Origin of the sequence: Ochrobactrum teleogrylli, from assembly GCF_006376685.1 — a bacterium.
GTDB lineage: Bacteria > Pseudomonadota > Alphaproteobacteria > Rhizobiales > Rhizobiaceae > Brucella > Brucella teleogrylli.
Window position 1 is genome coordinate 1 of sequence record NZ_VEWL01000016.1, and the last position, 22,840, is coordinate 22,840.

The following is a 22,840-nucleotide window of genomic DNA, read 5'->3' on the forward strand; positions in this document are numbered from 1 at the left end:
CGGCTGGTTTCTTCAACATGACCCAGAGAATCACAAAACCCCCGGCATAGCCAGGGGTTTGTCAGCAGGCTGAGGCCCGCACAAGCGGGCCTTTTTTTGGAAATCAGTTCTGGGCTGGCGGATTGGCAGGGGTTGCCGGGGCCGGTGTGGCCGGTTCGCTCTGCGTCGCGGGCGGTGGTGTTGCCGTGTCGGTCCTCGTGCCGTTATTGTAGAAGAAATAGCCGAGAATGATGATTGCAACGAGCAGAACAGCACCCAGAAGATAGCCGCTGCCGCCCCGTTGTGGCGGTGGCATGCCGGAAGGGTCCGACAGTCTCGGATCAGTATTGACCGGGTTTGTTCTGGGGTCGTTTCGCGGATCGAGGGGATCAACCATTGCGCGCTCCTCCAGTTTTCGCATGGGGCTTGCGCGGTCTCCAGCCGTCACAAACCTTGTGTGGAGAGTGAACGCAGTCAAAAGCCGATTGTTCCGCAGCCACGCCGGAGCTAGAGCGCCGTCAGGCGATAGCCCTTGGCCCGCAGCAGTTCCACCACACCTTCCTGACCCGGCAGATGCAGCGCGCCGATTGCAATGAAGACATTGCCTTTTTCCAGAAGCGGAACGGCGCGATCCGCCATGGTGTGGTTGCGATCGGTGATCAGATATTTCTGGAACAGGTCGTAATCCTGATCGGACAATGCATCCGGCACGATCTGTCGCAGCGCGGGCATGATCATGCCAAGCTCGCCTTTCAGATAAAGTGCGGTCGTCGTCTCCATCGCGTCTTCGGACTTGTCGCCGTAATCGACGGTGGCGATGAGATTGCGAATATGAAAGTCGAGCGGAAGTTTTTCAGTCGCTTCGAACTGTTCGGCAGCCGTTTCCAGCCCCGCTATTTCGCGCCCTTCCGCCTTTGCATTGACGGCCAAAAATTCGTCAAGCGACTTTTCACCTTCGCTTTTGCGTTCGCGCTCGCATTCGGGCAGGGATAACAGCGTGGTCAGAACCCACGGCTTCATCTTGGCGACCGCATCGAGAATAATGCCGCGCTCGGCCAGTTTCTTTTCAATATCGTCGCGCCTGTCGGCAGGCAGATGCGATTTAAGCGTGCTGCCATCGGTGAAAAGCAGCAGTTCCGGGCGCTCCAGCTTCAGGCGCAGAAAGTTCTTCTGATCGAGAACATCGGTGGTTTCGATCACGACGGTTCCGGTCGAACGATAAGCCTCTTCGACAGGCTTCGGCACGTCCAGCACGCGCGGATCGCTGAGATGAATCGTGCCGAACAGATAGGACGGCGCTACGCCGTCTTTTTCGATCCTCCAGAGGCGGCCCTGATGGTTGGGCGTTGCTTCGGCTTCCGCCTGCAATTTTTTCCAGAGGGCGGGATCGCTTTTCTCCACGCCATCGACGAGATTTGCGCCTCGAACGGAGCAGGCGGTGGCCTTTTCGTCAGCGCGGGCGGTGACGGACCCGGCGAAGACGGCGCATAGAAGAACAAGAAGCAGCTTTTTCATAAAGTGAATATAGGCGATCTTCCGCGATGTGAAAGGTGTCCGGTTCAGGCTCTCGGATGCGCCTTGTCATAGACTTCCAGCAAACGCTCCGTATCCACGCCGGTATAAATCTGCGTGCTGGACAGGCTGGCATGGCCCAGCAATTCCTGAATGGTGCGCAAGTCGCCGCCGCGACCCAGCAGATGCGTCGCGAAGGAATGGCGCAGTGCATGTGGCGTGGCGCTGTCGGGAAGGCCCAGCCCAGCGCGCAGCTTCTGCATTTCGCGCTGGATGATCGCGGCATGAAGCTCGCCGCCCTTCGCGCCGCGAAACAGCGGCTTGTCGGCAGAGAGATCATAGGGGCAGAGCGCGCGATATTGCGCGACGGCGCGGTGTATGATCGGCAGCAGAGGCACAAGGCGGGACTTATTGCCCTTGCCGGTTATGGTGATCGAAAGCGCGGAATTGTCGGATAGCGCGTCGCCTTTCAAGCCAAGCGCCTCGGAAATGCGCAAGCCGCAGCCATAGAGCAGGGTCAGCACGGCGGCGTTACGGGCGGCGATCCACGGCTCCTCGGCCATCTGGCCATCGGCTGCGACCACACGGCGGGCGTCGTCTGCGGTCAGCGGTTTTGGCAGCGATTTCGGCTGGCGGGGCGCGCGTATGGCACCGGCGCCAGCGGCATTGGCCAGTCCGCGTTTTTCCAGATGCCGCAGCAGCGAGCGCACACCAGCCAGACCGCGCCCCAGGGTTCGTGCGCCTGCGCCGTCATTGCGGCGGCTGGCGAGGAACGAGCGCAGATCGGCAACGCGCAAGGCGCTCACATCCTTCAGCGAGGGCGCTTCGCCCAGATGGCCGGTGAGAAAATTCAGAAACTGCCGCGAGTCGCGCTCATAGGCTTCGATGGTATTCTCGGAAAGACGGCGCGTATCTTTCAATGTCTTCAGCCATTCCTCACGCGCAGCCGCGAGGTCTGCACGGGCGGGAATCAGGAATTCGCCATTCATTGCCATCTTGAAATCTACCGGTTGAAGTTTCGGCAGACAGTTTGTCAGGCAGAGGTTACCGGCTGGTTGCCTTTGATGCTTCCATCGGCGACTTTGCTGAAACCGTGCATTTTTCTTGGCGTTTCGGTCTGAATTCGCTAAGCGATAGGCTAATCAGCAGCGCATATCGGTCCGACTGTCGGGACGATGCGCCCGAATCCAGATCAGGGGCAACCATGCCACGTCCAGAAAATCCGATCCAGCTTGCCATCGTCGGTGCCGCCCATGGCATTCGCGGCGAAGTCCGGATCAAGACATTCACCGAAGACCCGCTGTCTATCGGCGATTATGGCCTGCTCTATGATGAGCAGGGCAAGGGCTACGAAATTCTTGAAGCGCGGGCCGCCAAGACGGTGGTGATCGTGCGCCTCAAGGGCGTCAATGACCGCAATGCAGCCGAGGCGCTCAACGGCACGGCGCTCTACATCGACCGTTCGCAATTGCCGGACGACGATCTGGACGATGACGAGTTCTTCCAGACCGACCTGATCGGCCTCGCGGCCATCGATGCCGACGGCAAAAGCTATGGCATTGTCAGCGCGGTGTTCGATTTCGGCGGCGGCGACATCATTGAGTTGAGCGAGAAGGGCAAGCGCCCGATGCTCATTCCGTTTACCGAAGCGGCTGTGCCGGAGATTGATTTCGAAAAAGGCACCATTCTGGTGGAGCCTTTCGCGGCGGGCCTGATCGCCGATGAAGACGACAATCCGCTGAAGGGCGGCAATCAGCCCAAGAAGCGACCGAAGAAGTCATGACGGGCGAACTTTTCCATGCTTCGGTCCTGACGCTTTATCCGGAAATGTTTCCGGGGCCGCTTGGCGTTTCCCTGGCGGGCAAGGCGCTGGCCGAGGCGAAATGGCAGCTTGATACGGTGCAGATTCGCGACTTTGCCGAAGGCAGGCATCGCATGGTCGATGACACGCCGTCCGGTGGCGGCGCGGGCATGGTGATGAAGCCTGATGTGATTGCGCGGGCGCTCGATTCCGTTGCCGATGATCGCCCAATGCTGCTGATGACGCCGCGCGGTGCGCCGCTGACGCAAAAGCGCGTGCGCGAGCTTGCAGCCGGTCCGGGCGCGATCATTTTGTGCGGTCGCTTTGAGGGCGTGGATGAACGTGTGATCGAAGCGCGCCATCTCGAGGAAGTGTCGATCGGCGACTATATACTTTCGGGCGGCGAGACGGCGGCCATCGTGTTGCTGGATGCTGTGGTGCGCCTGTTGCCCGGCGTGATGGGCAATCAGCAATCGGGCGAAACGGAGAGTTTCGAGACCGGGTTGCTCGAACATCCGCATTATACGCGCCCGCAGGTTTGGGAGGAGCGTTCCATTCCCGATGTGCTGACATCCGGCAATCATGGCGCCATCGACAAATGGCGGCATGCTGAGGCCGAGCGGATTACCCGGGAGCGTCGTCCAGATCTCTGGGATGTCTATCAGGAGACGAAGCGCAAAAGCTGATCGAGCGCTTGAAAAGTATCGTCCCGCAGAAAAATGCCCGGTTTTCACCGGGCATTTCTGTTTCAGGCATGTTGCTTTGCGGATGCGCGAAGGGCAGCTTCCGGCTTGCGAAGCAGGTAATAGACCCCGCCGCCAATGCCGACCCCGAAGAACCAGCCATAGGTTCCCCACCAGTTCGGCAGAAGATTGGTGGCTATCGGCAGGACTGACGAGAACAGCGCGCCAATGGCAAAGGCGATGAAAGCCTTGACGTGCCAGCCGTTCTGGAAGCGGAATTCGCCATTTTCCTGATAGAGATCGGCGACATTCAGCTGTCCGCGACGCAGCAGATAATAATCGACCATCATGATCCCAAAGATCGGCCCCATGGTGGAGCCGAGGAAATTGACGAAATGCGCAGCGCCGGTTTCCCATGGTGCGAACGGATAGAGGATCAGCGCGATCAGCGCCGCGATAAAACCGCCGCGCTTGAAGGAAACCTTCTGCGGAAATGTGTTCGAGAAATCAAAGGCGGCGGAAACGAAATTTGCCACCACATTGATGCCGAGCGTTGCGACGGTAAATGTCAGCGCGGCCAGCAATGCCAGGAACCAACTGTCGAACTTGGCTGAAATCTGGTCGGGATGCAGCAGCACTTCGCCATAGACCGTGAAGGCGGCTGTGGTCGTGACACCGGCCACGAGGCAGAAGGCCAGAAGATTGACCGGCAGGCCCCAGAGATTGCCGCGCCGCAGTGCCGCCTCATCCTTGGCATAGCGCGAGAAGTCGCAGAAATTGAGATAAAGCGCTGCGAAATAGGTGATCCAGGTGGCGGCAACCGCCGCCAGCGCCGGGATGGAACCCGGTTCGCCGGATACGCCTGCATCTCTTGTCTTCTCCAGCAGAACATCGCGCGGGATTTCGCTGCCGAAGGAGAATGTGCCTGCCTTGATGACCAGATAGATGGCGAGAATGAGCATCATGATCCAGACTGCCGGGCCGGCCCAATCCTGAAAACGGCGCACCGTTTCCATCCCGCGCTGGATGATCAAGAGCTGCGCCGCCCAGACCAGCACGTAGCAGATGACTTCAAGGGTCGAATGACCGAGCAAATGGCTGTTCTGGTGAAAAGCCAGCATGCTGTCATTGCGGATCAGCAGCGCAACAAGGGCGCCGGAAGCTGCCGCCGTCTGCGCGCCATACCAGAAACAGGCGACGACGCCGCGCACGAGGGCTGGGAAATTCGCGCCGAATGTGCCGAAGGAGGCGCGGGCCAGCACTGGAAAGGGCACGCCGGTCCGTACGCCCGCATTGCCGACGAGGCTCATCAGGAAGAAGATGACCAGAGAGCCGAGACCGATGGCAATGATAAAGTTCAGAAAACTGCCGCAAAGCAGGAAAAGACTTGCGGCAAGATAGTAGCCCCACAGACTATGGACGTCCGATGTCCAGACGTTGAAAATACTGAAGGCGCCCCATTTGCGCTCAACAGCCGGCGCCAGATCCTCATTATACAATGAGGGTGACGGTTGTTTGCTTGTCATATTGTCCCCATTTTAGCTTTATGCTTTATTCGATTGCTTGCATGCGCAGCCGTCATTTTTTGCAATATTTCTGACATAGACCATTGCGGCTGGCTATTAAAAATTCTGACAGGGCGTGACAAAACCCTCGCGATGCTGTATTGGCGCGTCTGTTCGGAAAAATCCGACATTGCGATGGCTCGTTCGGGCATAGCCCGGGACGTCCGTAAACCAATAAATGGTGCACCGCTCCTGCCTGATATCAAGGGCATAGCCGCAAGGCCAAGGATTGCTTGGCGGCAAGTGCAGAGCGCTCTGACTGTTTGAGAAGAACATAGAAGGAGTCAGACGATGACCGATATTATTCGTCAGCTTGAAGCCGAACAGGCAGCAAAGATCGAAGAAAAGCGCAAGCTTCCAGATTTCCAGCCGGGCGACACGGTTCGCGTTCAGGTTCGCGTGACGGAAGGTACGCGTACCCGCGTACAGGCCTATGAAGGCGTCTGCATCGCTCGTTCGGGCGCAGGCCTCAACGAAAACTTCACCGTCCGCAAGATTTCGTATGGCGAAGGCGTAGAGCGCGTATTCCCGGTTTACTCGCCGATCGTTGAAGGCGTTGAGCTGGTTCGCCGCGGTAAGGTCCGTCGCGCCAAGCTTTACTACCTGCGTGGCCTCACCGGTAAGGCTGCCCGTATTTCTGAAAAGAAAGACAACCGCACCAAGGCCGAGCGCGAAGCCGACAAGGCTGCCGCCGCTGCCGAAGCTGCCAAGACCGCTGCTGAATAAGTTTCAGCCAGAGATCTTTGAAAAAGGCGGCCTGTGGCCGCCTTTTTTATTTGCCAAACGCATTACGACGCATAATATCAGGCATAATTCTGCCCGCTTTGCGCAAGATTGTTACTGCGACACCCTGTTGCTGTTTCAGTTTCTTGACGAAACGCAACAGCAGGTGCATATGACAGCCAAATTAAGAACCGTTCAAAGGAACTCTCGCAATGAGCGCGCCGCGTACACTTTATGACAAGATCTGGGACGACCATGTAGTGGATCAGCAGGAAGATGGGACCTGCCTCCTTTATATTGATCGCCATCTTGTGCACGAAGTGACGAGCCCGCAGGCTTTCGAAGGCCTGCGCATGGCTGGCCGTCAGGTGCGCCATCCCGAGAAGACGCTGGCTGTGGTCGATCACAACGTGCCGACCTCGAAAGATCGCGTCAACGGCATCAAGAACGAAGAAAGCCGCATTCAGGTTGAAGCTCTCGCCAAGAATGCCGCCGATTTCAACGTCGAATATTATTCCGAGCGTGATCGTCGCCAGGGCGTCGTGCACATCGTCGGACCGGAGCAGGGCTTTACCCTGCCGGGCATGACGATTGTCTGCGGCGACAGCCACACCTCGACCCACGGTGCTTTCGGTTCGCTGGCGCATGGTATCGGTACGTCGGAAGTCGAGCATGTGCTCGCGACCCAGACGCTGATCCAGAAGAAAGCCAAGAACATGCTGGTGCGTGTTGAGGGCGAACTGGCTCCGGGCGTGACCGCCAAGGACATCACGCTCGCCATCATCGGCGAAATCGGCACCGCAGGCGGCACCGGTTACGTGATCGAATATGCAGGCAGCGCCATTCGCTCGCTGTCGATGGAAGGTCGCATGACCGTCTGCAACATGTCGATTGAAGGCGGCGCACGCGCTGGTCTCATCGCACCGGACGAAACGACCTTCGCCTATGTGCAGGACAAGCCGCGCGCGCCGAAGGGCGAAGCGCTGGAACAGGCTATCGGCTACTGGAAGACGCTGCATTCGGATGAAGGCGCGCATTTCGACAAGGTCGTCGAGCTGGATGCGGCCAAGATTTCGCCGGTCGTTTCCTGGGGCTCTTCGCCGGAAGACGTTGTTTTCGTCACCGACATCGTGCCGAATCCGGACGATATCAAGGATGAAACCAAGCGTGCGTCCAAGTGGCGTGCGCTGGACTATATGGGTCTGAAGCCGGGCACCAAGATGACCGACATCAAGATCGACCGCGTCTTCATCGGTTCCTGCACCAATGGCCGTATCGAGGATCTGCGCGACGCAGCCCGCATGGCCGCTGGCAAGAAGGTTGCCGATGGCGTCAACGCCATGATCGTGCCGGGCTCGGGTCTCGTGAAGGAACAGGCGGAAGCCGAAGGCCTCGACAAGATCTTCATCGAAGCCGGGTTCGACTGGCGCGAGCCGGGATGCTCGATGTGCCTCGCCATGAATGACGACCGTCTGAAGCCGGGTGAACGTTGCGCTTCGACCTCGAACCGCAACTTCGAAGGCCGTCAGGGCTTCAAGGGCCGCACCCATCTCGTGTCGCCTGCCATGGCCGCCGCAGCTGCCATTGCCGGTCACTTCGTGGACATTCGCGACTGGAACTAACGTGTCCAGACAACACTGAATAGAACAAGCCGCCGGAGCGATCCGGCGGCTTTTCTTTTATGCGCCGCCATGGGTAAGAAAAAAGCTTTGCTCTTATCCGCTTCTTCACGGTTTCCTCGCATATTCCATGTATAAGTAAGTGCTGCTAGATTGGCGCCTACTTTAGAGAAGCCGCTACGAACCAAAGCAGGCGGAATAGGCATTCATGGGCGGGGCCGATTTCATTCTCATCATCAACATGACCGTATCCGGTCTGTTTGCCTTCGCGTTTTTCGGCATTGCCGTTTATGCGAAAGGCAATGCCGCGGCGCGCGTCTTCGCGACGGGCTTCGTCTTTGCGATGCTCTACTTCCTCAGTGAGCTGGCGATGCCGTCCATGCCGAGCCCGCGCATCGGCTATATGCTCGCATTTGCAACCTATCTGATGACACTGGCTTGTCTCGTCATTGGTCTGGCGCGGATGTATTCTTCGCCCGTGCCGTGGAAGACGCTTGGCGCGCTGGCGTTTGTTTCGCTGGTGATGATCCATGCCATATACGGCATCGCGCGCAGCAGCTTGCCCGGTATGTTCCTCTACCAGACGCCTTATTTTCTGACATTGGCGCTCGCCGTCTGGATCATCCTGCGCTCCAGCAGACGCGGAGCTGTCGATATGCTGATGGCCGTGCTTTTTGCCTTCAGTGCTGTGCATTTTCTCATGAAGCCGGTGCTTGCCAATGTGTCGGGCGGCGCGGGGGCTGAGCCGAACGATTATGTGAATACGGCCTATGCGCTTTTTGCCCAGTCGATCGGGGCCGGCCTGTCGGTCGCGGCGGGACTTCTATTGCTATTGAGCCTGATGCGGGAACTGCTTTCGGACATGACCATTCGTTCCGAAACGGACGAGCTTTCGGCGCTGCTCAATCGCCGCGGCTTTGCGTTGCGGGCAGAGGCGGCCATCGAAAAATCGAAGCGGTCTCGACAGGCCCTGTCGCTGGTGGTTTGCGATATCGACTATTTCAAATTGATAAATGACAATTACGGCCACGCGCTGGGTGACCGTGTCATTGCAGCCTTTGCTGCCGAATTGCGCAAGACTGCCGTTGCCCGAGGCGGATTTGCGGCGCGTATGGGCGGCGAGGAATTTGCGGTCCTGCTGCCCGGCAACACCATTCAGTCGGCGTCTCGCTGTGCCGACGGTATGCGTCTGGCCTGCGGCACGATCCAGATACCGAGCAATCATGGCGATATCGATTTCACAGCCAGCTTCGGCGTTGCCGAAATGGAATTCGACGACATGTTTTCCGACCTCTACAAGCGAGCTGACGGTGCGCTTTATGAGGCGAAGAAGGGCGGTCGCAATTGCGTGCGCGCAGCCTCGCCCATTATCTCTGATGAGAATGTCGTGGAGTTTCGTCCGTCAGGCTCAGCCCGCACACGCGGATAATCGGCCTCAACAGCCCGGATGATCCAGAACCGGGGTTTCGCCGCTGTCCAGCCCGTACATGAATGAGCGTCCGCGCAGGACGATGGCGCTTTCGCAACTGCTGTTCGGAGGGCTGACGATATAGGACACAGCCTTGTCCTGCGACGCGGTTATGGTTGTCGTGCCGTGCACCTTGCGCGGCATCCGCAATGTCGGGTCTTTATGCGCTGCACCGACCCGGATGATCTTTGCGCCGCCGCCAGCCTTCTGCATGACGAGGTTTCCAGACGCGTCGGCATAGCGCAAGGTGGTCTCGGCAGAGGCTGTCGCGACCAAGCCACCAAAAGCCAGTGTACATGACGCCAGCAACGCGATCCTGTTTCTGTTTGCCATGGTGCCGTTTCGCCTTCGCCGTCTGACGCAAAAAGAGTTTCCGCACCATCTTAACTCTTTCTTTACCTTTGTCATCCGTGCTGGCTACAATCGGATAAGTCTTTGGTCGCAACTGCTTCGCGGCGTAGTGAGCAAGGACGACTTGAACCGCCCCGAAGGCCAAGGAATGTTCAATGACCAAAGATCATGCCGTCGATATCGCGCTGCTCCATCTTCGTGATGCTCACGAATTCGCGCCGCTGCTTGCCAGCTATGCGCAGGCGCTGAAGCGTGGCGCACCGCGCCGCCCCGACGATTATTATGCCGAGCATCTTCTGCAGGACCGTGCCACTGAAATTCTAGGCGCGCGCGTGGACGGCAATCTTGTCGGCTTCGTGATTTTCTACGATCTGCCGGAGCCGGTATCGGGTCTGCGCGCAGGGCAGGTGGATCATATCTATGTGCATCACGATCATCGCGGCAAAGGCATCGCCAAGGCGCTCATCGACCTGCTGGCCGACAAGGCGGAAGAGCGCAGCTGGTCCAAGCTTGTCCTCAATGCGCCGCGTGTGCCGGAAGACGGACGCAAGCTCTATGAGCAGGTCGCGACGGCAGCCGACTGGTCGAGCTATGTGATTCGATTCGGCGCCTGATGTGCTTTTGCTAAAGTTGATGAAATTACACATGTTTTTTAAATTGCGGCCTTCAAACGATTGAAGGCCGCATTCACGTGAAAGTGTCGCAAAGGTGCGACCAATTGTTAGTCTTTTCGTGAAAAAGCTTCTTTGACGTGGTGGTAAAAGAGCAGTAGAAAGCGGCACATAAGGCCGTATTCCACGGTCTCGCCATATTTTCAGGTCGCACCGGCGCGGGATCGAAAGTTCCGGTTCATTGCGTAGAGCGCGACTTCAAAACTGGGTTTTTAGAAAAACCCGCCATCCGGTACGCCAGATCGATCATTGTCGGTGGGCATTCCGGGGGAGAAACGTCAGGGAAGCCCCACGAGAGGCCAACGAGAACCATGACACAACCGACCGTAACGCGTCAGCGTCCTTTGTCGCCGCACCTGTCCGTCTATAAGCCGGTCATCACGATGACGATGTCCATCGTGCATCGTATCACGGGCGGCGCTCTCTATTTCGGCACCCTGCTGCTTGCAGCCTGGCTTATTTCCGCAGCCGTCGGCGAAGAGTGCTTCAATGCCGTCAACGCCGTGTTCGGCTCCTGGATCGGCCAGCTTGTGCTGTTCGGCTATACCTGGGCGCTGCTGCACCATCTGGCGGGCGGCGTTCGTCACTTCATCTGGGATACCGGCGCAGGTCTTGAAAAGCATACCGCTTCCAAGATCGCCTGGGCTACGGTCGTCTTCTCGGTCATCACAACGATCCTCGTCTGGGTCGTCGCTTACTCGGTGCGCTAGGAGGCTAATCCCATGAGCGGTTCGAATAATGATATGCGCACGCCTCTTGGCAAAGTTCGCGGTCTTGGCTCTGCCAAGGAAGGCACCAGCCATTTCTGGTATCAGCGCGTGACGGCAGTGGCCCTGGTGCCGCTGGTTCTCTTTTTCCTCGGTCTGGTGATTTCGCTCAATGGCGCAAGCTTTGCGGAAGTCCGGGCTGCTCTCTCGCATCCCATTACCGCCATTGTCATGGCGCTGTTCGTTCTGACCGGCGTTTATCACATGCGTCTGGGCATGCAGGTTATTATCGAAGATTATGTGCATGGCGAAGGCATGAAGGTCGTGCTGGTGATGCTGAACACCTTCTTTGCGGCGGTGGTCGGTTTTGCCTGCGTTTTCGCGATCCTCAAGCTCAGCTTCGGAGGTTGATAGCCCGATGGCTAGTGCAGAAAAGAATGCAGCTCCGGCTGCGGGCGAAAAGTCCTACAAGTTTGTCGATCACAAATTCGACGTTGTCGTGGTCGGCGCTGGTGGCGCTGGTCTGCGCGCCACGCTCGGCATGGCCGAGCAGGGGCTCAAGACCGCCTGTATCACGAAGGTTTTCCCGACCCGTTCGCATACGGTCGCGGCACAGGGCGGCATTGCCGCCTCGTTGAAGAACATGGGCCCGGACAGCTGGCAGTGGCACATGTACGATACCGTCAAGGGATCGGACTGGCTCGGCGACACCGACGCGATGGAATATCTGGCGCGTGAAGCGCCTGCCGCCGTCTACGAGCTTGAGCACTACGGTGTGCCGTTCTCGCGCACGGAAGAAGGCAAGATTTACCAGCGCCCGTTCGGTGGCCATATGCAGAATTTCGGTGACGGTCCTCCGGTTCAGCGCACCTGCGCTGCTGCCGACCGTACCGGCCACGCCATCCTGCACACGCTTTACGGCCAGAGCCTGAAGAACAACGCGCAGTTCTTCATCGAATATTTCGCGCTCGACCTGATCATGACCGACGGTGTCTGCACCGGCGTGGTGGCGTGGAACCTCGATGACGGCACCATCCATCGTTTCTCCGCCAAGATGGTGGTTCTGGCGACGGGCGGTTACGGTCGCGCCTATTTCTCGGCCACCTCGGCCCATACCTGCACCGGCGACGGCGGCGGCATGGCTGCGCGCGCTGGTCTACCGCTTCAGGACATGGAATTCGTTCAGTTCCATCCGACCGGCATTTACGGCGCAGGCTGCCTCATCACCGAAGGCGCACGCGGTGAAGGCGGCTATCTGGTCAATTCCGAAGGCGAGCGCTTCATGGAGCGTTATGCGCCATCGGCCAAGGATCTTGCCTCGCGCGACGTGGTTTCGCGCTGCATGACCATGGAAATCCGCGCCGGTCGTGGCGTAGGCAAGGCCAAGGACCACATCTTCCTGCATCTCGACCATCTCGATCCCGCCGTTCTGCATGAACGCCTGCCGGGCATCTCCGAGTCGGCCAAGATTTTCGCGGGCGTGGACGTGACCAAGGAACCGATCCCGGTTCTGCCGACCGTTCACTACAATATGGGCGGCATTCCGACCAATTACTGGGGCGAAGTGCTGAACCCGACGCCGGAAGACCCGGATCGCGTACAGCCCGGCCTGATGGCTGTCGGCGAAGCGGGCTGCGCTTCGGTGCACGGTGCAAACCGTCTCGGCTCCAACTCGCTGATCGACCTTGTGGTGTTCGGTCGTGCGGCTGCGATCCGCGCTGGCGAAGTCATCGACCGCGCCGCGAAGATCCCGGATATCAACGAAGCCGCTGTCGAAAAGATCATGGATCGTTTCCATCGCCTGCGTTACGCCAATGGCTCCACGCCGACGGCAGAGCTGCGCGAGAAGATGCAGCGCACCATGCAGGAAGACGCTGCCGTGTTCCGCACGTCGGAATCGCTCAAGCAGGGCTGCGAACGCATGGAAAAGATCTGGCAGGAACTGCCGGATATCAAGGTTTCCGACCGCTCGATGATCTGGAACTCCGATCTCGTCGAGACGCTGGAGCTGGAAAACCTGATGGCCAATGCGTTGACGACCGTTGTTTCGGCGGAAGCGCGTCATGAAAGCCGCGGCGCGCATGCGCATGAGGATTTCCCGGACCGTAACGATGCCGAATGGCGCAAGCACACCCTGTCCTGGCTCTCGCCGGACGGCAAGGTGACGCTCGGTTATCGCGCCGTTCACCTCGATCCGCTCACGACGGAAGAAGAAGGTGGCATCAGCCTCGCCAAGATTGCGCCGAAGAAGCGCGTTTACTGATTAAGGGAAAGAGCAATGGTTGAACTCGCACTTCCCAAGAATTCCCGCATGCAGGAGGGCAAGACCTGGCCCCGCCCTGATGGCGCCAAGCGCGTCACGGAATTCCGTATTTATCGCTGGTCGCCGGACGACGACGCCAATCCGAGCATCGACACCTATTATGTCGATCGCGATGATTGCGGCCCGATGGTTCTGGACGGTCTGCTCTATATCAAGAACAAGATCGATCCGACGTTGACGCTGCGCCGCTCGTGCCGCGAAGGCATTTGCGGCTCCTGCGCGATGAACATCGACGGTGCCAACACGCTGGCCTGCACCAAGGGCATGGACGATATCAAGGGCGCCATCAAGGTTTACCCGCTGCCGCATATGCCGGTGGTGAAGGATCTCGTGCCCGACCTCAACAACTTCTACGCCCAGCACCGTTCGATCGAGCCCTGGCTCAAGACGGTTTCGCCGGAGCCGCAGAAGGAATGGTTGCAGAGCCATGACGACCGCCAGAAGCTGGACGGTCTTTATGAGTGCATTCTGTGCGCCTGCTGCTCGACCTCGTGCCCAAGCTACTGGTGGAACGGCGACCGTTATCTCGGCCCGGCTGTGCTGCTGCAGGCCTATCGCTGGCTGATCGACAGCCGTGACGAAGCTAAGGGCGAACGTCTCGACAATCTCGAAGATCCGTTCCGCCTCTATCGCTGCCACACGATCATGAACTGCGCGCAGACCTGCCCGAAGGGATTGAACCCGGCCAAGGCGATTGCCGAGATTAAAAAGATGATGGTCGAGCGCCGCGTGTAGTAGCGCCAGCTATCAATTAAAGTATGCAAAGGGGAAGGCTGTTGCCTTCCCCTTTGTTTTTTGCACGAACCGGCAGCAGATCATGCACTCATTGATTGTATGGTCTTGACCTTTACGTTGCCGCCGATATGTCTTGAGATAACAAGGCAGCACGGAGAATGGGCAATCATGCTCGACCATATCGGCTTCAACATTTCCAGCATGCCCAAGTCGCGCAAATTCTATGATGAGGCGCTTGCCCCTCTGGGCATTACCCGCGCCATGGAATTCGGCGACTGGGTCGGATATGGGCGCAACGGTAAGCCGGAATTCTGGATTGGCAAGCAGAAGGGCGCCAAACTGGAAGGGGTTCTGCATGTCGCCTTTTCGGCGGGCACGCGCTCGGAAGTGGATCGTTTCTATGAAGCGGCCATCGCGGCTGGCGGCAGCGACAATGGAAAGCCGGGCATCCGCGAAGGTTACCATCCCGATTATTACGCTGCTTTCGTGATCGACCCGGACGGGCACAATATAGAGGCCGTCTGCCACCTGCCGGAATAAAAGGCGGGATCTGTAACCCCGCCTTTCGTGGTCTCAGACCAGTTTTGCGTCCAGCGTCACTTCGATTGCGCCAAGCGCCTTCGAAAGCGGGCAGGATTCCTTAGCCTTCTTGGCAAGATCGGCAAAGGCCTCAGCCGAAATGCCGGGAATCTTGGCATTGAGGGTCAGCGCGCTGCGGGTGATTTCAAAACCGCCGCCCGAAGCTTGGCCGATGTTGACGGCTGCCGTTGCTTCCAGTTTTTCCGGCGGGGTGCCGTTCTGCGTCAAAAGGGCGGAAAGCTGCATGGCGAAGCAGCCCGCATGCGCCGCACCGAGAAGCTCTTCCGGATTGGTGCCAGCGCGCCCGCTTTCATCCTCGAAGCGAGCTTTAAAATCATAGGGAAGGTCTTTCAGTGCGCCGCTCTGGGTGTTGAGCGTGCCTTTGCCTTCCTTCAGCGTGCCTTGCCAGACTGCTATTGCTTTTCTTTCCATGGGGAAGCTCCTCTCGGTGATTGTCCGTCACGGATATAGGGCGCTTCGCGATGGCTTCCAGCAATGAATAGGCAGCAATTAGGGGGGGGCGGCGGTCAGATCGGCTGCCCTTTCAAAAGGCGGGGCGTATCGCCGGACAATCCGGCTGCCTGCTTGATGAAGAAGGATTTCAGGCTCGGGACGCGATCCACGAGACCAAGGCCGATATCGCGAATGGAGCGGATGGCCGGATTGTCGTTGGAAAACAGCTTGGTGAGAACATCGGTCGTCACGCCCATCTGCACCGTGTCAAAGCGACGCCAGGACTGGTAACGTTCAAGGGCGGCGAACGATCCGATATCGAGGCCGAGGCGATCCGTTTCGACGATAACCTCGGCAATGGCAGCAGCATCGCGGAAACCGAGATTGAGGCCCTGTCCCGCGATCGGGTGGATGCGATGCGCCGCATCGCCGACAAGGGCAAAGCGCGGTTTCACGAATTCGCGCGCCAGCGTCAGGCCAAGCGGGAAGGCGCGGCGCGGGCCTTCGACATGCAGCGCGCCGAGACGATGCCCGAAGCGCTGTTCCAGTTCGGCTTCGAAAACGAAATCATCTTCGCGGATCAGCCGGTCGGCGTCAGCGGTGCGTTCAGTCCACACCAGCGAGCTGCGATTGCCCTTGAGCGGCAGAATGGCAAAGGGTCCGGCAGGCAGGAAATGCTCGTCGGCGCGTCCGCCATGCGGCTTTTCGTGGGATACGTTGCAGACGATGCCCGATTGGCCATAGTCCCAGTTGACGGTCTTGATGCCCGCCTGATCGCGTAGGCGCGAGCGCGCACCGTCGGCGGCAATCAGAAGGCGGGTCTCGATGGCGTCGCCATTGGAAAGCGAAACGGTAACGGTTTCCGGCTTGGTTTCGAAGCCATTCACGCTGGTTGCTTCGAGGAAGTTAATGCCCAGCGCATCGGCCTTGTTGTGCAGGGCAGTATTGAGAATGCGGTTTTCAACCATATGGGCGAAAGGCTCGCCGGGGTCCACATCGCCTGCAAAGGTCAGGAAAACAGGTCGCACCGGGTCGGATACGCGCGAATCGGTGATGACCATTTCGGTGATCGGCTGCGCATCAGACACGATTTCCTGCCAGCAGCCGAGCTTGTCGAGCATGCGTGATGCGGCAGCCGCGATGGACGAGGCGCGTGGGTCGGTTTTCCACGAACCGGCGGGCGCGCCATCGACAACGGTGACGGAAAGATGTGGCGCCGCCGACTTGACCGCAACCGCCGTGACGAGGCCAACATAACCGCCACCGGCGATTAGCAGGTCGGTGTTGCGAGTGCTTGTCTGTCTGGAAGTCGCAGCCATCGGTTCGTCCTTTTCGGAAAGCCTATACCATGCTTGTGCGCTTCTGGCACAAATACGGCAAGAGTGAAGCCGATATTTTGCCGCGGCACTGTGAGGCACACCGACCGAATCCGAAAAGCCTCCGGGCCACTTGACAGATTTCGACCGGCAGGAACAAACATGAGCCTCAACTTTATTAGCTTCATATATGGTCGCAGGAGCCAGGCTGTCCATGTCCGATCGCGAAAAGTCCGAATATCAGCAGTCCGATCTTACATCTGTCTCAGATGAGAGCGCAGGCCAGACGGCTTCCATGCGGCAGCTGCTGTCGATACTCGATCTGGAAACGCTGGAGGTGGACCTGTTTCGCGGCAACAGCCCGCAAGTGGGTTGGCAGCGCGTGTTCGGCGGTCAGGTGATCGGCCAGGCGCTGATCGCGGCGCAGCGCACCGTGGAGCCTGCGCGGCATGTGCATTCGCTGCATGGATATTTTGTGCGTCCCGGCGATCCGGCGATTCCGATCATCTATGAGGTGGATCGCATTCGCGACGGTTCCAGCTTCAACACCCGCCGCGTGCTGGCCAAGCAGCACGGCAAGGCCATCTTCACGCTGTCGGCGTCGTTTCAGGTGGATGAGGGCGGTCTGGACCACCAGATCGCCATGCCCGAAGGACTGCCGATGCCGGAGCAATTGCTGGGCGACCGCGACATCAAGGAGCAATATCTGCATCTCGCTCCGGCCAATGTTCGCAGATATTGGGAACAGGAGCGTCCCATCGAGATCAAGCCGGTGCAGCTGACGCATTATTTCTCGCGGGAGAAGCTGGAGCCTGCGCAGCATGTCTGGGTGCGCGCAAATGGTATTGTTCCTGATAATCGCGCGCTTCAGGCGGCGATCCTCGCTTATCTCTCCGACATGACGCTGCTCGACACATCGCTGCATCCGCATGGGCGTTCGATTTTCGACCGCGATCTTCAGGCGGCAAGCCTCGATCATGCGATGTGGTTCCATCGTCCGTTCAAGCTGAATGACTGGCTGCTTTATACGCAGGACACACCGAGCGCTTCGGGCGCGCGCGGTTTCAATCGCGGGTCGCTTTATACGCGCGACGGCATTCTGGTGGCTTCCGTTGCACAGGAAGGACTAATTCGTGTGCATGAAAACAAAGAATGATTAAATATTAACCACACCAATGCCTTCTGTATAAATATTATGCAATTCGACGGTTTTCAGCCAAGTTCAGCGCTCGGGCAGGGCGCTGAAAAGATGAATCGCTAGAATCACTTAGCCTGAATTTGCCTAAACCTCCGGCACAAAAAGCCCGGCTTTGCGGGGCTGCCGGAAGCCGCAACGACTCGCTTCACAAAAAAATCACATTTTGCGCCGCGCCTTTCTGCAACTGGCACGATTTTTGTTTCTCTTGGTTCGAACCGGTCTTTCCAGCGCATACGCGTTTGAAACCGCCATTCGACGGAGATATTCGATGCTCATAACAGGAAGAATCAAGCCAGCAGCTCTTTTGGCCTCTTTGCCTGCGCTGGTCGCCATGGCTGGAATGGCGATGGCACAGGACGCAGCGCCTGCTGCGGCTCCCACGCCCACTCTCGATACGGGCGATACGGCCTGGATGCTGACGTCAACCGCGCTCGTGTTGATGATGACCATCCCGGGCCTTGCGCTGTTCTATGGCGGCATGGTGCGCAAGAAGAACGTGCTGTCCACCGTGATGCAGAGCTTTGCCATCACCTGCCTCATGTCCGTTTTGTGGATGGTCGCCGGCTATTCGCTCGCTTTCACCGACGGTGGTTCGTCGAACGCTTATATCGGTGGTCTTTCCAAGGCTTTCTTCTCCGGCGTCACGATGGAATCGCTGACCGGCACCATTCCGGAATATGTCTTCATCACTTTCCAGATGACCTTTGCGATCATCACGCCAGCGCTTATTGCCGGCGCGTTTGCTGAACGCATGAAGTTTTCGTCCATGCTGGTCTTCCTGACCCTGTGGCTGTTCATCGTCTATATCCCGGTCGCGCATTGGGTCTGGGGCGGCGGTTTCCTCGCGTCGGACGGCGTGCTTGATTTCGCCGGCGGTACGGTCGTTCATATCAATGCCGGTGTTGCCGGTCTGGTGGCTGCACTCATCCTCGGCAAGCGCGACGGCTATGGTCACACCAACATGGCGCCGCACAATCTCGTTCTCTCGGTCATCGGCGCTGCCCTTCTGTGGGTGGGCTGGTTCGGCTTCAATGCCGGTTCGGCTGTCGGTGCGAATGCTCTCGCCGGTGTCGCCATGCTCAACACGCAGGTTGCGACCGCCGGTGCGGCTCTGGCCTGGATGTTCGTGGAATGGGCAATTGCAGGTAAGCCAAGCGTGCTTGGCATTATTTCGGGTGCTGTGGCCGGTCTGGTCGCCGTCACGCCTGCTGCCGGTTTCGTCAATCCGATGGGTGCGCTCATCATCGGCATCGTGGCCGGTGCGATCTGCTACGTCGCAGCCGTCAAGATCAAGCATGCGCTCGGCTACGACGACTCGCTCGATGCGTTCGGCGTCCATGGCGTCGGCGGTTTCGTGGGTGCGATTTTGACCGGTTTCTTTGCAGACACCACCATTAATTCGCTCGGCGAAGGCGCTTCCATGGGCAAGCAGTTCTTCGGTGCGGCAATCACCATCGTCTATACCGCAGTCGCGACGGCCATCATCCTTTATGTGATCAAGGCCGTGATGGGACTGCGTCCGAGCAAGCAGGCCGAAATCGAAGGTCTGGATATCTCTTTGCACGGCGAATCTGTTCAGTAAGAACAATTCTCCCAAGAAGGAGAAAGGCGCGGGAAACCGCGCCTTTTTTCATTTATAAGAAGAGAGTCCATGGTTAATGGGGAATTAACTATCGCCGGATTAGGATCGGACCGATTCATTCTGCCCATAGCTATTCCGTTATGGGCGACAGCAGAAATTTCGGTTCGGGACTGGCTATATGCGGCAAGGATATTCGCCCTCATACCCGCTGCGTGACGAGCGGATTACGGAAGACAGGCTCCGCCTGACCAATATCTTCCGCAGGCAGTTCTATATATTGTTCGGTCTGGCGCTTCTGTCGCTGACGGCAATGGCAGTCGGTGCACTGGCCACTTGGAATGTGGCTGATCCAAGCTTCAGCCATGCAACCGACAATCCGGTGACCAATGCGCTTGGCTATCCGGGCGCTGTCTTCTCTGATCTCGCCATGCAGTTTTTTGGTCTGGCGAGCGTTCCTGCATTGTTGCCGCTGGTCGTGTGGTCGCTTCTGATGATGACGCGCGGCGGTATTGGCCGCGTTGCCAAGCGCAGCTTTGCCTGGATCGGCGCAGCCCTTCTGTTTGCCGGCATTGCAAGCTGCTTTGCGGTGCCGGAAAGCTGGCCGATGCCGATCGGTCTTGGCGGTGTGTTTGGCGATATGGTGCTGCGCCTGCCCGGCCTGTTCCTTGGCCAGTTCCCGCAGGGCGCAATCGCTTCGGCCATTGCATTGGTTCTCGCCGTTCCCGCTTTGTGGCTCTGCCTTTTTGCAAGCGGCATTATTGGCCGCGGCATCATCAATCCGGTTCAGCCCGTGCAGCGCGGACGGGCGGAGGAAGATTTCATCGATGAGGATGACGAGGAAACCGCAGGCGGCGGCTTCCAGTTCATTGGTGCGCTGACCCATCTCGTGCTGACAACGACAGCCAACTTCAAGCGTCTGACCGGGCTTGGTCGCCGCCAGTCCCGCGACGAGGATTTCGGCGACATGCGCGCCGTGCGCCGCAGTGCCGAAACGCGTAACGGTGCGGAAGCGGGCAGACGTCGTGAGCCGGGCTTCGGTGGGCCGTCGGCGGACGAAGCGCCGTTCGACATGGATGATCCGATGGATGACGGCATGGACGACGTGCCGCTGGCCGGTCAGGAATGGCACGATGCGCCGCCAGCACGCAGCCGCAAGGCGCGTGTCGAACAGGCTGCGCCGTCGCCCAAGCCGGGCGCCCGCGCACAGCGTGAGGCGCAGCCGTCGTTCCTCAAGGACAAGGGCGTGTTTGAAATGCCATCGCTGCATTTCCTCGCCGAACCAAAGCTTGTTCAACGTGATCCCGCTCTGTCGAAGGATGCGCTGGAGCAGAATGCCCGTCTGCTTGAAGGCGTGCTGGAAGATTTCGGCGTGCGCGGCGAAATCATCAATGTGAAACCCGGACCGGTGGTCACGCTTTATGAACTGGAACCTGCGCCGGGCATCAAGTCTTCCCGCGTGATCGGCCTTGCCGACGATATCGCCCGTTCGATGAGCGCGATTGCGGCGCGTGTTGCCGTTATTCCGGGCCGCAACGCCATCGGCATCGAATTGCCGAACCCGAAGCGCGAAATGGTTTATCTGCGCGAAATGCTGGCCAGCCGCGACTTCGAACAGTCCAAGGCGAAGCTGGCATTGGCGCTCGGCAAGACCATCAATGGCGAGCCGGTGATTGCCGATATCGCGAAGATGCCGCACGTCCTCGTTGCCGGTACGACCGGATCCGGCAAGTCGGTGGCGATCAACACGATGATCCTGTCGCTGCTCTATCGCATGACGCCGCAAGAATGCCGCCTGATCATGATCGACCCGAAGATGCTGGAACTTTCCGTCTATGACGGCATTCCGCATCTGCTGACGCCCGTTGTGACCGATCCGAAGAAGGCGGTTGTCGCGCTCAAATGGACCGTGCGCGAAATGGAAGACCGCTATCGCAAAATGTCGAAGGTCGGCGTTCGCAATATTGACGGTTTCAACCAGCGTGTCGGTCTGGCGCAGAAGAAGGGCGAACCGATTGCGCGCACTGTGCAGACCGGGTTCGACCGCAATACCGGCGAAGCGATCTACGAGACCGAAGAGCTGGATCTGGCGCCAATGCCCTATATCGTCGTGATCATCGACGAAATGGCTGACCTGATGATGGTTGCAGGTAAGGATATCGAAGGTGCGGTGCAGCGTCTGGCGCAGATGGCGCGTGCCGCCGGTATCCATGTCATCATGGCGACGCAGCGTCCGTCGGTGGATGTCATCACCGGCACGATCAAGGCCAACTTCCCGACCCGTATTTCCTTCCAGGTGACGTCGAAGATCGACAGCCGCACCATATTGGGCGAGCAGGGCGCTGAACAGCTGCTCGGTCAGGGCGACATGCTCTTCATGGCGGGCGGCGGTCGCATCCAGCGCGTGCACGGGCCTTTCGTCGGCGACGACGAAGTGGAGCGCATCGTGCAGCATCTGAAGCTTCAGGGCGTGCCGGAATATCTGGATGCCATCACTGAGGATGAAGAGGATGACGAGGGCGGCAGCGGACCGGCTGGAACCTCCAATCTGGAAGACTCCGACGATCCTTATGATCAGGCCGTTGCCGTAGTGCTTCGCGACAAGAAGGCTTCCACGTCCTATATCCAGCGTCGTCTCGGCATTGGTTATAACCGCGCTGCCTCGATTATCGAGCGTATGGAAGACGAAGGGATTGTCGGTCCCGCCAACCATGCCGGCAAGCGCGAAATTCTGGTGCCGACTGGTGAGGATGACTTCTAAGCCGAGTGCAGCAGCGCGCCATACTCGCGCCAAACTGGCGGCGTAGTTAAACAGAATGATGAAAAGAGAAAGTATATCAATGATGTTCTCCCGTTTTTCAGCCTTGGTAAAAGCTGGCCGTCTTGCCGCCATGCTGGGAATGGGAGCGCTTGGTCTTGGCGTATCATCGCTTGTTCTGGCGCCTGTTGCCGCGATGGCGCAGGGCGCAGGCAGCGGTGCGGCGGCGCAACAGATTGCCGACCATTTTTCATCGGTACGCACCATGACGGGTGAGTTCGTGCAGTTCGGGCCGAAAGGCGACCAGACCGGCGGCACTTTCTATATCGAGCGTCCGGGCAAGATCCGTTTCAACTACAACAACTCGCCAATCCGTGTAATTGCCGACGGCGAGTCCGTCGTTATCAACAATCGCAAGCTGGATACGTGGGATCTCTATCCGCTTTCCAAGACGCCGCTCAAGCTGTTGCTGGCGGATCGCATCGACCTTGGCGGAGGCCGTTTGCAGAATGTGAAGCAGGAACCGGACATGACCACGCTGGTGCTCGGCGACAAGTCGATCTTCGGCGATTCGAAAATCACCATGATGTTCGATCCGAAGTCCTATGAGCTGAAGCAGTGGACCATCACCGATGCGCAGAAGCTCGATACCACGGTGATGATCTTCAACGTGCGCAGCGGTGTGCGCTTCACCGACGACATGTTCAAGATTGACTATCAGCGCATCGCCATGAAGCGCAAGCGTCCGTAATCGCCAGTTTATGGTCTGCAAGCCGTTTGCATTTGCGCGATAAATGGTTAGGTTCGCGGCATCTTTTTC

Annotated in this window: 22 protein-coding genes; 15 read left to right on the forward strand and 7 right to left on the reverse strand. The window is 58.6% G+C overall.

What is annotated here, in order from left to right; genetic code table 11:
- Nucleotides 1-103 precede the first annotated feature (103 nt).
- The 3 genes from FIC94_RS19455 to FIC94_RS19465 form a co-directional block, all read right to left on the reverse strand.
- Entirely contained in the window at nt 104-376 is a 273-nt protein-coding gene (locus tag FIC94_RS19455) for a hypothetical protein (protein ID WP_140026107.1), read from the reverse strand.
- 110 nt (nt 377-486) lie between these two features.
- Nucleotides 487-1,494, reverse strand: a complete 1,008-nt coding sequence (locus FIC94_RS19460; RefSeq protein WP_140026108.1) for a TraB/GumN family protein — start codon at nt 1,492-1,494, stop codon at nt 487-489.
- Between the two features lie 44 nt (nt 1,495-1,538).
- Entirely contained in the window at nt 1,539-2,486 is a 948-nt protein-coding gene (locus tag FIC94_RS19465; RefSeq protein ID WP_140026109.1) for a tyrosine recombinase XerC, read from the reverse strand.
- Between the two features lie 209 nt (nt 2,487-2,695).
- Between FIC94_RS19465 and rimM the strand changes: the two genes are divergently transcribed.
- Together rimM and trmD are read left to right on the forward strand one after the other, a co-directional pair.
- Nucleotides 2,696-3,274, forward strand: coding sequence for a ribosome maturation factor RimM (rimM, locus tag FIC94_RS19470; protein ID WP_109370331.1), 579 nt, complete (start codon nt 2,696-2,698; stop codon nt 3,272-3,274).
- Entirely contained in the window at nt 3,271-3,978 is a 708-nt protein-coding gene (gene trmD / locus FIC94_RS19475; protein ID WP_109369960.1) for a tRNA (guanosine(37)-N1)-methyltransferase TrmD, read from the forward strand. Before rimM ends, trmD begins: the two co-directional genes overlap by 4 nt.
- A gap of 62 nt (nt 3,979-4,040) precedes the next feature.
- On the opposite strand, the gene FIC94_RS19480 is transcribed toward trmD, so the two are convergent.
- Nucleotides 4,041-5,501 carry an NCS1 family nucleobase:cation symporter-1 gene (locus tag FIC94_RS19480; protein WP_109369959.1) on the reverse strand — a complete coding sequence of 487 codons (1,461 nt, stop codon included), beginning with the start codon at nt 5,499-5,501 and terminating at the stop codon, nt 4,041-4,043.
- Nucleotides 5,502-5,831: 330 nt separating this feature from the next.
- Between FIC94_RS19480 and rplS the strand changes: the two genes are divergently transcribed.
- The 3 genes from rplS (at nt 5,832) to FIC94_RS19500 (ending at nt 9,311) form a co-directional block, all read left to right on the forward strand.
- A complete protein-coding gene (rplS, locus tag FIC94_RS19485; RefSeq protein WP_109369958.1) occupies nt 5,832-6,266 on the forward strand; it encodes a 50S ribosomal protein L19 in 435 nt (144 codons plus the stop codon).
- Between the two features lie 209 nt (nt 6,267-6,475).
- Nucleotides 6,476-7,885: a 3-isopropylmalate dehydratase large subunit gene (leuC, locus tag FIC94_RS19495; RefSeq protein WP_140026110.1), complete on the forward strand. Its 1,410-nt coding sequence runs from the start codon at nt 6,476-6,478 to the stop codon at nt 7,883-7,885.
- A 205-nt stretch (nt 7,886-8,090) separates the two neighbouring features.
- A complete protein-coding gene (locus FIC94_RS19500; RefSeq protein WP_140026111.1) occupies nt 8,091-9,311 on the forward strand; it encodes a GGDEF domain-containing protein in 1,221 nt (406 codons plus the stop codon).
- Nucleotides 9,312-9,317: 6 nt separating this feature from the next.
- Here the strand turns inward: FIC94_RS19500 and FIC94_RS19505 are convergent, their stop codons facing one another.
- Nucleotides 9,318-9,683, reverse strand: coding sequence for a hypothetical protein (locus FIC94_RS19505; protein ID WP_140026112.1), 366 nt, complete (start codon nt 9,681-9,683; stop codon nt 9,318-9,320).
- Nucleotides 9,684-9,856: 173 nt separating this feature from the next.
- Between FIC94_RS19505 and FIC94_RS19510 the strand changes: the two genes are divergently transcribed.
- From FIC94_RS19510 to FIC94_RS19540, 6 genes are all read left to right on the forward strand, one after another.
- A complete protein-coding gene (locus FIC94_RS19510; RefSeq protein WP_109369953.1) occupies nt 9,857-10,315 on the forward strand; it encodes a GNAT family N-acetyltransferase in 459 nt (152 codons plus the stop codon).
- A gap of 368 nt (nt 10,316-10,683) precedes the next feature.
- Nucleotides 10,684-11,082, forward strand: a complete 399-nt coding sequence (gene sdhC, locus FIC94_RS19520) for a succinate dehydrogenase, cytochrome b556 subunit (RefSeq protein WP_140026113.1) — start codon at nt 10,684-10,686, stop codon at nt 11,080-11,082.
- 12 nt (nt 11,083-11,094) lie between these two features.
- Nucleotides 11,095-11,490, forward strand: a complete 396-nt coding sequence (sdhD, locus tag FIC94_RS19525) for a succinate dehydrogenase, hydrophobic membrane anchor protein (protein ID WP_109369952.1) — start codon at nt 11,095-11,097, stop codon at nt 11,488-11,490.
- Between the two features lie 7 nt (nt 11,491-11,497).
- Entirely contained in the window at nt 11,498-13,342 is a 1,845-nt protein-coding gene (gene sdhA, locus FIC94_RS19530) for a succinate dehydrogenase flavoprotein subunit (protein ID WP_109369951.1), read from the forward strand.
- A gap of 15 nt (nt 13,343-13,357) precedes the next feature.
- Complete coding sequence (locus FIC94_RS19535; RefSeq protein ID WP_109369950.1) at nt 13,358-14,137, forward strand: succinate dehydrogenase iron-sulfur subunit; 780 nt, start codon at nt 13,358-13,360, stop codon at nt 14,135-14,137.
- Between the two features lie 168 nt (nt 14,138-14,305).
- On the forward strand, nt 14,306-14,677 hold the full coding sequence (locus tag FIC94_RS19540) for a VOC family protein (protein ID WP_109369949.1): 372 nt from the start codon (nt 14,306-14,308) through the stop codon (nt 14,675-14,677).
- 33 nt (nt 14,678-14,710) lie between these two features.
- Here the strand turns inward: FIC94_RS19540 and FIC94_RS19545 are convergent, their stop codons facing one another.
- Both FIC94_RS19545 and FIC94_RS19550 read right to left on the reverse strand, forming a co-directional pair.
- On the reverse strand, nt 14,711-15,148 hold the full coding sequence (locus tag FIC94_RS19545) for an OsmC family protein (protein ID WP_109369948.1): 438 nt from the start codon (nt 15,146-15,148) through the stop codon (nt 14,711-14,713).
- Between the two features lie 95 nt (nt 15,149-15,243).
- Complete coding sequence (locus FIC94_RS19550) at nt 15,244-16,488, reverse strand: ubiquinone biosynthesis hydroxylase (protein ID WP_140026114.1); 1,245 nt, start codon at nt 16,486-16,488, stop codon at nt 15,244-15,246.
- Between the two features lie 292 nt (nt 16,489-16,780).
- Here FIC94_RS19550 and tesB point away from each other — a divergent pair, with 292 nt between their 5' ends.
- The 4 genes from tesB to FIC94_RS19570 all read left to right on the forward strand — a co-directional run bounded on the left by tesB (nt 16,781) and on the right by FIC94_RS19570 (nt 22,771).
- On the forward strand, nt 16,781-17,641 hold the full coding sequence (gene tesB / locus FIC94_RS19555; protein ID WP_209445965.1) for an acyl-CoA thioesterase II: 861 nt from the start codon (nt 16,781-16,783) through the stop codon (nt 17,639-17,641).
- A gap of 310 nt (nt 17,642-17,951) precedes the next feature.
- Nucleotides 17,952-19,265: an ammonium transporter gene (locus FIC94_RS19560; protein WP_121536776.1), complete on the forward strand. Its 1,314-nt coding sequence runs from the start codon at nt 17,952-17,954 to the stop codon at nt 19,263-19,265.
- A gap of 178 nt (nt 19,266-19,443) precedes the next feature.
- Entirely contained in the window at nt 19,444-22,023 is a 2,580-nt protein-coding gene (locus tag FIC94_RS19565) for a DNA translocase FtsK (protein WP_140026115.1), read from the forward strand.
- A 79-nt stretch (nt 22,024-22,102) separates the two neighbouring features.
- Nucleotides 22,103-22,771, forward strand: a complete 669-nt coding sequence (locus FIC94_RS19570) for an outer membrane lipoprotein carrier protein LolA (RefSeq protein WP_180918067.1) — start codon at nt 22,103-22,105, stop codon at nt 22,769-22,771.
- Nucleotides 22,772-22,840: the final 69 nt, after the last annotated feature.